The organism is Syntrophothermus sp. (assembly GCF_013314835.1).
In the GTDB taxonomy this organism is placed as follows: domain Bacteria; phylum Bacillota; class Syntrophomonadia; order Syntrophomonadales; family Syntrophothermaceae; genus Syntrophothermus; species Syntrophothermus lipocalidus.
Genome location: NZ_JABUEX010000068.1, coordinates 1 through 10,016, shown reverse-complemented (window position 1 = coordinate 10,016; position 10,016 = coordinate 1). Strand labels below are relative to the sequence as shown.

Annotated in this window: 7 protein-coding genes; all 7 read left to right on the top strand. The window is 45.3% G+C overall.

From position 1 onward, the window contains the following. Positions 1 to 268 precede the first annotated feature (268 nt). The 7 genes from HPY90_RS13545 (at position 269) to HPY90_RS13515 (ending at position 9,904) form a co-directional block, all read left to right on the top strand. On the top strand, positions 269 to 1,162 hold the full coding sequence (locus HPY90_RS13545; protein ID WP_287195248.1) for a tyrosine-type recombinase/integrase: 894 nt from the start codon (positions 269 to 271) through the stop codon (positions 1,160 to 1,162). Continuing rightward, complete coding sequence (locus HPY90_RS13540; RefSeq protein ID WP_287195246.1) at positions 1,159 to 1,995, top strand: DNA adenine methylase; 837 nt, start codon at positions 1,159 to 1,161, stop codon at positions 1,993 to 1,995. The genes HPY90_RS13545 and HPY90_RS13540 overlap by 4 nt, the downstream gene beginning before the upstream one ends. Positions 1,996 to 2,012: 17 nt before the next feature. Beyond that, positions 2,013 to 3,158, top strand: coding sequence for a PDDEXK family nuclease (locus HPY90_RS13535; RefSeq protein WP_287195244.1), 1,146 nt, complete (start codon positions 2,013 to 2,015; stop codon positions 3,156 to 3,158). A gap of 187 nt (positions 3,159 to 3,345) precedes the next feature. Further along, positions 3,346 to 6,390 (top strand): hypothetical protein, encoded by a 3,045-nt coding sequence (locus HPY90_RS13530; RefSeq protein WP_287195242.1) that lies wholly within the window; start codon positions 3,346 to 3,348, stop codon positions 6,388 to 6,390. Between the two features lie 6 nt (positions 6,391 to 6,396). After that, the gene (locus HPY90_RS13525) at positions 6,397 to 7,815 is read left to right on the top strand and encodes a hypothetical protein (RefSeq protein ID WP_287195240.1); all 1,419 of its coding nucleotides are present in this window, start codon (positions 6,397 to 6,399) and stop codon (positions 7,813 to 7,815) included. Between the two features lie 54 nt (positions 7,816 to 7,869). Further along, positions 7,870 to 9,261 (top strand): Hsp70 family protein, encoded by a 1,392-nt coding sequence (locus HPY90_RS13520; protein WP_353733676.1) that lies wholly within the window; start codon positions 7,870 to 7,872, stop codon positions 9,259 to 9,261. Further along, entirely contained in the window at positions 9,254 to 9,904 is a 651-nt protein-coding gene (locus HPY90_RS13515; protein ID WP_287195238.1) for a hypothetical protein, read from the top strand. The genes HPY90_RS13520 and HPY90_RS13515 overlap by 8 nt, the downstream gene beginning before the upstream one ends. Positions 9,905 to 10,016: the final 112 nt, after the last annotated feature.

The following is a 10,016-nucleotide window of genomic DNA, read 5'->3' as shown; positions in this document are numbered from 1 at the left end:
AGTCAGGGGGTTTCGGATAGTCATAACCGAATCAAACCGCTTGAAGTGGGAAAAAATCGACCCGGCAACTCTCAGGCGGTTTCTCCTTGCAGGCCGGAAGCCGAAGGCCCGCGACATGAAATTTGTGGAATAACCCGCCGGATTAAAACCCTGCGCAGTTGGAAACCCTTCCATTCCTAAAGCAACCAAAATCCTTCCGATAATAACCCTTATCGGAAGGATTTTTCATTTTGCTGGCGAAGAAAACCTTGAAAGGAAAGGAATCCCAATGAGCGGAAACGTCGTTTATCTCAAAAAAATCGCTTCCGATAACTTGAACGAGCTTTTATCGGCCTTTGAAAGACACCTGCTGGAGACCGACCGGGCGCGTTCGGCCAGGACCTATCTGGGCGACATCAAACGGTTCTGCGAATGGTTTGCCGGTTTATCCAGCATTCTGGCAGCGTCGCCGCTCGACATCGCGGACTACCGCCGCCACCTGCAGGAAGAAGGGAAGAAGCCGGCCACGGTCAACCGGTCGCTGGTATCCATCCGGGTCTTTTACGGCTGGCTGCTTGAGCAGAACCTGGTCCCGGACAACCCGGCGGAAGACATCCGCCCGGTGGCCGAAAGCGGGCTGGCCCCGAAATGGCTCACCCGCACCCAGCAGGCGGCGCTGATCAGGGCATTGAGAGAAGAAGACAGCCCCCGCGACGAAGCGATCATCTCTTTGATGCTCCACGCCGGCCTGCGGGTCGGCGAAGTCGTGAACCTGAAGCGGGAAGAGATTAAGATAGGCGAGCGGTCGGGCAGCGTAACGGTCAGGTCGGGTAAGGGGAACAAGTACCGGGAAGTCCCTTTGAACCGCACGGCCAGGAAAATGATTGCCCGCTGGCTGGAGAGAAATCCGGACGGGCCGCTGTTCCCGAACCGGTACGGCAAACCCATCAGCGCCCGCGGCGTGTTCGACATCGTGGCCGAGTACGCCTACCGCGCGAAACTTGAAAACGTGACGCCGCACACGCTCAGGCACACCTTCTGCAAGAACGCGATCGACGCCGGTATTCCCATCGACCAGGTGGCGGCGATGGCGGGGCATTCAAGGTTAGACGTGACCAGGCGCTACACGGCGCCATCTCTGCAGGATTTACAGTCAGCGATGGAAAGGATGAGCTGGGAATGAACGCAGTATCGGTTACTGAAAAACAAATCCTGCCGCGCCCGCCGGTGAAGTGGGCCGGCGGGAAAAGCCAGCTTCTGGAGCAGTTTGAGCTTTTGTTTCCCAGAACAGAATACTCTCTCTATCTGGAACCGTTTGTCGGCGGTGGCGCGGTGTTTTTCCACCTGCAGCCTGAGAAGGCAGTTTTAATCGACAGCAGCGAGGAGTTGATCAACTTTTACCTGACGGTGCGCAATCACCTGGAAGAACTCCTGATTGATTTGAGAAAGCACGAAAACAAAGCGGAATATTACTACAGGATAAGGGCATTGAATCCCGAAGAATTAAGCCCGGTTGGACGCGCGTCCCGGTTTCTCTATTTGAACAAGACCGGCTACAACGGCCTGTGGCGGGTCAACCGGCAGGGGAAGCACAATGTCCCTTTTGGGCGGTACAAAAACCCTAAAATAGTAGATGAACCGAATCTCCGCCTGGTGAGCGAAGCCCTGAAACGAGCGGAGATAATCTGCGGCGACTTCAGCCTGGCCCTGGACCACGCGAAAGCCGGCGCGATTGTGTACCTGGACCCGCCGTACCACCCGGTTTCGGCAACGGCCAGCTTCACCAGCTACACGGCGGAAAACTTCGGCGAAGAAGAGCAGAAGAGGCTGGCTGAAGTCTTCAGGGAACTGGACAGAAAAGGCTGCCTGGTAATGCTGAGCAATTCGGATACCGAATTTGTGCGCGGCCTCTACAGCGGATACAACATCACCACCGTGCACGCAAAGCGGGCTATTAACTGCCGCGCTGACCGCCGGGGCCCTGTTAAAGAACTGGTTATTAGAAATTATTCTTAGTGTTCGGAGAGATTTAAATGGCTGGATATGTTATTAACCTTGATTCTGAATCTTCACTCATAATGTATATTCAAAATGGGATTTATGCTACAAAGTTGTCAGTCCCAAACGGACAATGGCGAACACACCACGAAGGTACGTTTGCCGATTATGCCACGATGAAGCCGGGGGATAATATTTATTTTTTCATTGGAAGAAAAATATACGGAATAGGTGTTCTTACAGAAATTGCAGGTGACTGCAAATTTCTAAATTATCCGGATGCCAATAAACCGCTGAATTTGGACTACGATCAGGTGAAAAATTATCTGCTGTGGGATGAAGGTCAGGAAAGTGTGAACCAGCGGTGGATATGTGTCTTTAGACCCAGTCCCTACTTCTTTACATCCGGTATCGATATGGATGATGTTTTATCTTCAAATCCTCAGCAATTTAGGATGCTAAGAGCTTTCTGGAAAGTCTCTTTTATCAAGATAGACGATGATGAAAATCAAGCACTGATGGATGTAATACTTAGAACCAACCAGAATGCACTGCAAAATCCTGCTGGTGAAATTTTTTCAAGCGACTACCAGTCCTGTCATAACAAAATTGCAACGAAGATTTTAACGGGGAGTTATCATTTTAGAGTCAAAGAAATACTGTTAAACTGTGCTGAGGGATCGCAGTTACGCCATGAAATGGCTCTTGAAGCTGGTTTGCTGTACCAGTTGTCTGTTAAAGAACAGAACACTGTCAGTATATTCAGCGCCTGGGATTATCTATCGCATCAAGTAATTGCTTCTCCGTTCAAACCAATTGATTATATGGACAGGATGGACGTATTCGGTTATTCCTACATTCAGGGTTTTAATAATACCAAATCCAGGTTTTTGGTAGCAGAACTGAAAAAAGATGGGGCTACTACTGGTGATGTAGACCAGCTTATGAAATACGTTGACTGGGTAAAAGACGAGTACAGTTACGGGGACTATTCAATGATACACGCTTTTCTTGTTGCTTTTGATTTTCCGACGGATGTTATTGATTATGCGCGAAAAATGGGTGAACGAAAGTATATAATCGGCAGAAGACCGGCTCGTTCAGGAATCTGGGCCAATATGAAACTGGTTAGATACAGCTTTAATCGTACAACGGGTTTGATTGAGTTTTATGAGGTGTGATGATAAAAAAATACAAATGGTAAATAAAAATGGAGGTACTGTTGGTGCAAAACCAGCAGATGTTGTAAAAAAGTTTATTCATTTAACTTGAATAAGACGTAAAATTAAATATCTGTGTTTTCATATATGTTGTTATATGAGGGCTTTAAACTGTGGATACGAATATGAGTGTCCTGGAGTGGTTTGTGTGGGACAGAACGGGAATATTTTTACCCTTGCGGTTGAATGGCAAGAGAAATTACAAAACTGTAAGTATGCAGGGGAAATATATCTGGACCCTGAACTTCTGGAATTTCTAGCTAGGGAATTCAGCCAGTATATGCTCGAGGAGGACAGCCTGTATGAAACCGCCCTTGTTGTACTGGCGGTTAACTGTGCGTACCATTATTATGACGACCAGGGATTCTGGTCGCATTTTTGCCGGCTTATGAAGATAGAGAATACAATTGCGAATCAGGAAAAATATGGCAGGATTATTGAAAAGCGATTGGAACTGTTTGGGCTGAAAAAACTGAAACGTACGGGACCTTTCCGATATGTAGGGGCTATACTTGAACAATGCGGAGTATCAAAACGATATATTATCCCGCTGGCCAGTATTATTAAAGAGTTTAAAAGTCCCATGTCCTGGAACAACTTGCTAATGATGGGATACAGGCAGTTTCAGAACCGGGTTGAATTAATTAGTTGTTCTCAGTATCTGAAAAACTTCTTAAAAGATACCGCAGGGTGGAAATTTACAATGCAGATCTGTCATCTTCTCATGCTTTATGAGCAGGGTTTTATGACGCAGGCGGATCTTAAGGGATTACCCGGTTACCAGCCTGGCTTTTGGGAGGAGTTTTTGTTTCATTTTTATAATTCTTGTTTCAAATGTATTAAGAATCAGGTTCCGGTTGCATTGAAGCCTAGATTGGTGTTCGTGCCGCAGGAACGGTGTCTGGCTATGTTTTTTCCCGGTCGGGATTATGCAGTTGGTGTAAAAGTTCCTGCTATTCAAGACTTCTGGCGGTTTCCATTAACACTGTTAAAATCAGCCAATGCTTGGTCGGAATATTATGCAGGTTCGATACAAAAACCAGGAGGCCAGCAAGCCGAATGGTTGCTCCCTGGATGGATTCCCGATGGATTGCCTGCTCTATTTGACCCAGGATGCGGTTATGTTCTGCGCGGAAGGAAAGTCAAACCGGGTGAATATTACCTGTTGATTCCGAATGGTTACCATCCGAAGTGCAGAGTAATTTCAGAACTGGGTTCGGTCAGGGTACCAGGAAATATAAACTACCGGGCATGCCATGTGATGGTTGAACCCGGAACCAATATTCACGGGTATGAAATAGAGAATGATACGAATACAGATATTGTCTTAACCTGGGTTGAACCAGAAAGATTCCGACTGTGGTGTGCAGCACCCTGGCTGGATGTGTTTTCAGGTTCATTGCCGCCCCTGTATGTTTCAGACTTCAGACCAATTGAGGAACAAAGAGTTGCTTTGTTTTACACTGATGGTTCTGTTACCAGACGAATAAGAAACATGTGGGATCTGGAACAGATTCTGAAAGAAATAAATAGTAGAGCTCCGGTGGCTGGCAGGTTTTTTGTTTATAACATTGGTAGGACTGGTACATCCGAGATAGATTCTGAACTGTATGAAATAGAATTTTGCCTTCTGCCCCGAATAAACATTAAATTTGTTCAACGCTTGTATGCCTATAATGAAGAACCTGTTATTGAGGTCGATAAAATGTTTCCGGGATATTTGAATCTTGATGGATGTCGCTGTGTTGACCGGAATAGAAAAAAATGGATTATTTCGATGGCTGTCAATCAGGTTAATGGTACTGTGGAATGCCAGGATATAACAGCAGGCATTGGTTTCCCTGTTCACAGAGCTAGTATTTATTATGATGATGGAAAACCGGTTCGTTATCTCCTTTCTTCCGAACTGTATGAAGAAAAAGATCTTATATTGACTGGATACCCGTATTCTGATGCTTTGCTTGGAATATGGCAGCAACCATCCAGACATTTGCCAGTAAAATTTGATGGCAGAAGGCTGGTACGGATTACATCAAACCAGTTGCTGCAGCTTGTCAAAGATAGCAACTGTTCGATCAACGAAATTATCCTGATTACAGGTGAACATAAGGTAAGTACCGGGACAGTGATAATCGATCTGAATTCTGTATTTACGAGTGTATATGCAGGAACAGGTTGCGATGTAAGCGTATGTACCGCTAAAAATTTAATCAGAGTTCTGGACTTTTGTACAAAGATATGTCAGGGAATTGTAACGGGACATAGTTACAATTTGAATAGCTTTCCCTGTTTTCACCCCTCTTTTGATGAGTGGATATATTCTGTTTTTGCATGTGCTGGTGTATTTGATGATGTAAATATTTTGGTATCCGGCAAAAAAGTTGACTGGATTGACAGGATTAAAAACGAAAAATTAAAGCAACTGTTGACTTTTTACACTAAGATACGAAACGGTCAGTGGAACGGAAATATCCCAACGGGTGAAATTGAATTGTTACCGCCGGTTGAGCGCTGGCAAGTAGCCTTGAGACGAGTTATATTGCCATATACATCCGGGAGAAAAATACTGAATCTTTCTGAGTGGTTCGGTGAGATCCGACGTCAACAGTTAAGATATTGTAGCAGTATAGCTGGTTTGCCCGGTGGACGGTTACTGAGTACTGCTTGGGTTCATTACAACCGTCATCTTTTTGAAAGAGCCATTGCAGAACTTGAAAATATCAAAGAAAGTTCACCTCTTATTGCTGAATTGAGAGACTTTCTGCAAGTCTTACTGCTTCTAAGACTGGCCAGAACGGAAATGGCCCGGATACTGATTGAAAATAGAAAGTCCAGCGGGGAACTTGAGATGGCTTTCATGCTGCTTCAGTATGTCCTGAGAATTTTTTACGGAGAAAAAACCGGAGCAGCACCGACACACTTACAACCGGAAATTCTTGCAGAACTTCCGCTCCGAAAAGAAGATGAGATTTTTCTGAAACTTGCAGCCAGGACCTGGGTTAATGCGGCAGATGTGGAGAAAAACCCGCCTGAGTCAGAAGATTGGTTGGTACTGTGGTTTCTTGTAAACCTTTGTTCAGACCGGCACCAGAAAGCTGGAATGGCCCGGAAGCTGCTTCAGCTTGGCAAACAGATTCCGTCATCACCTGAAAAAGTTAAAATACTTGAATATTTAAAAAGTTTGGAAAGGTGAGGAGAAATGGATACGGCTTTCGAGCAATTGGAAACACTCTCGAAAAAATTTAAGCAAAACAAAAAACTGAACGTAAGAGACCTTCAGGTTGCGCAAGAACGGCTTGAAGAGCTTCTTATGAATCCAGAATACATGGAAAAAGCTTTCAAATTTATTCCAACATTGCCGCCTGCGGCTGTTTGTAGTGCTTTACTGTCTGCCTGGAACAGCTGTGAGGCAGAATACAGGGAAAAATTACTTCAACAACTTCTTGAAGACCCAGCTCTGAATACCGGTGCTGGTTGTTTCAGAAAGATACTGCTTATCAGGGATTTCATCTCTGTTGACAGGCAGATTGCTTTACGTTTGCTGATTGATACAGCCAATCATCTTACTGCTGAAGGGAAAAAAGTACCGGTGCGTACCTGTGTGATGAAATTTCGAGAAGAACTGCTGGATTCAAAAAAACTACTGGAGATACCTCTGGAAAAAAACAGTATTGGTTTAAGAGAGATATCTGGGATTGCGGCAATGATACTGATAGGGATGGTAGAAAAATGCAAAAACTGTACACCTGAGGACATTGCCTGGATATCTGATGTTTTGAACTGGTTAGGCAGGTGCCAGGTGAGAGCGGTGCTTGGACAAAAGCTGGTTGCAGAAGCAGAAAAGGTAACAAAAAACTGGCCTGTAGGCTTACAGCAACAGTGTATTGATCTGGGTCTTATACGAACGCTGGCAACACATATTTCTCAGGAACAGCCGGCGGAAGAAACAGGGCAGTTACAGGAACACGGAGTTATTACTGTTCCCCGGGAAGCCAGAAAGTCACAGCTAAAAGAGATTTACCAGCAAGCAGGGGTATTGCCAGGTGGAAAAGATCGAAGTTATAACAACTCAATCACTGGAGCAAAAAGAGAAAGTCAGGATGGTGTGTGTACGGATTGGAATGCTCGGGTGTGTCTGGAATGGCTTGCGGTACATATAGAATCTCTGGAAAAAGAAAATGAAACTTTGAGGAAGAACGTGGATGATTTAAAGCAGAAGTTAAATTTAGAAAAAATGCATATTATTGACCGTGAAAAGCAGATTATGGCTTTACAGACGGAACATCAGCAAAAGCTGGCTCTTCTTGACGATCTGGGTAAAAAAATATCTGCACTTGAAAAAGAAACCAGAGAATTACAGAACAGTTTGCAGAAGGAGAAAATTGCCCGGGAGGAAGAGGTGAAGCGCCTGAAAGATCGAATTGATTATGAATGTAATTATGTAATTGAAGAATTTAAAAACAGGATTTGTGACAGGTTGTATCCGCATTATAGATTTTATCTCGAGGCAAGAGAGCGGCCAGCAACAGAAGTGGCGGATCATCTTAAATATCTTTTGGATCGTATTTTCCGCGAACTCATTTATCAGGGCATTGGATTGAATACAGAAAGCTATTAAGGGTGATTGGAATTGAATTTCGGAGTTGATTTTGGTACGACAAATAGTGCCTGTGTGGCGATTGAGGACGGCAGGAGAGTAATCAAGTTTACAGACAGGGGCAGGCCATTTCCCTCCCTGGTTATTATTGACCGGGTAACCGGGCATGTGTACTGTGGGCGTGAAGCCTGGAACAGAAGAGAGGAACTGAGGGAATCCTGCGAGGTTATTCCATCGGTAAAGACCTTTTTAGCCTCAGACAGGGTCTGGAATATTGCCGGTCGTACGTGGACGCCAGAAATGGTGGCATCCAGGATATTTCATGCCCTGAAAGGCATAGTAAAAAAGAGAATGGGTTCGGATGAACTGAAAGAGGCTGTTGTTGCGGTACCTGTTGGTTTTTCTGCCAGTAAGCGGGCTGCACTGCGGGAAGCAGCCAGGATTGCTGGTATTGAAATAAAGAGTTTTGTCAGCGAGCCAACCGCTGCTTTATTTCGCCATTATAGCGAAATAGGGCATTATACCAGGATTGGCGTATTTGACTGGGGTGGTGGCACACTTGATGTTTCTATAATTGAGAACCGAAACGGTCGTGTTAGAGAGCTTGCAACCGGTGGTCTCAACATAGGCGGTGATTGTATTGACCGGCTTATGGCGGAGATGGTGCACAGCCGGATTGCCAGGAATATGAATAAAAAAATATCATTTGACCAGATGTCTCCGGTAGATCGTGATAAAATGCTGGCGGCCTGCGAACGGGCCAAAATAGATCTGACCTGGGATGACCTGGTAGAAATACGCATTCTGAATTACGGACCTCTGGGAGAAGTTAATGAGAGTATTAATTTAGAAAATTTTACCAGATTGATTATGCCCCAGGTTGATCGGGCCATTCAGTGTTTTGAAAATTGTGTTCAGAGGGCAGGTATGAGTCTGGCTCAGCTAGATTGTGTTCTAATGGTTGGTGGTAGTGTTAATCTCAGACCCTTCAACGAAAGAGTGGCCCGGTTATGGGAAGGAAAGGAATTTTATCCGCAGGATTCAGACTGGAGTGTGGCCAGCGGGGCAGCCAGTTTGTGTGCGCATCCGGACGGGCATCTGCTTGCCCAGACGGTAGGGCTGGTTATGTCTGACGGCAGCCTTTATCCTCTTATGAAGAAAGGTGAACATGCAGTCACAGAAAATCCTGTTACGTCCATATTCGCACTGGTAGAAGATGAACCCGCTGCAAATTTGATTTTTGCTGATGACGAAGGAAATACGCTGGGATATATAAATGTACCTGCTTTTGGATTTTTCCGTGAAAAGATTGAGGTTAAAGCACAGATTGACCGCGATCTCATTTTGCACATTCAGGCCAGAAGTATGAACAGATCGTCGCGAACTACCCAAAAGTGGCATTACGATTCGTTGCGCATGGATTATCAACTTCCGGTAGACAGGTTAGAGGTGGAAGAAGATGAATAGGCGCTCAAACATCTCCTGTATCAGCAATGTTTATGTTTTAAAAGGAGACTTTCTTGCTGATCGTGATTTTCAATCAATGGTACATGGACGAAAAAGTATCCAGAAAATGGCCAAACATCTGGTGGGAATGGCATGGGTACAGGGGGGCATCGATCTTCGCCTCTGTGAGCGATATCTTACACCAGCTCAAAAAAAAGAATGGGAGCTTGGGTACTGTGCATTGCTAGGTGACAGGGAAGAGATTGTATGGGGCCTTATCAAGTCCGGTGATAAATATGAAGTTACCTGCCGGTGTTATCGTACCGGTTGCAGGCACTTTTCTTCATGCCGGCCCGATTATGTTCCTGAAAAAGTTCCGCTTGCTGTAGCACCGGATGAAATACCTGATTGTGATGCAGGAAAAGCATCTGAGCCGACAATACACTTCGGATGGAAAGAGCCGGAGGATATTTTCGAACAGGAGGCAAACTCTGAAGAAAATGAAATTATTGAGGTCGTACTCCAGGATGAGCCGGATATTCCGCCCCTGGAATTACAAGAGGCTCCAGAGAAGGATGACAACCAGGATGTCATCATAACTGCGGGAGCAGACGAAATGATGCTGGTTTTGGCTGGCCCGGGGACGGGAAATTATGCAAAGTAATTGCTTATGTCAAGTTGATGGGCACAAACAAGCAATGAGCCTATTTATGCCCTATTTACTTGACATAAATAAGAGGCTATTGGCAGATCTTCTGTAACCAGCTCAGCAGGTC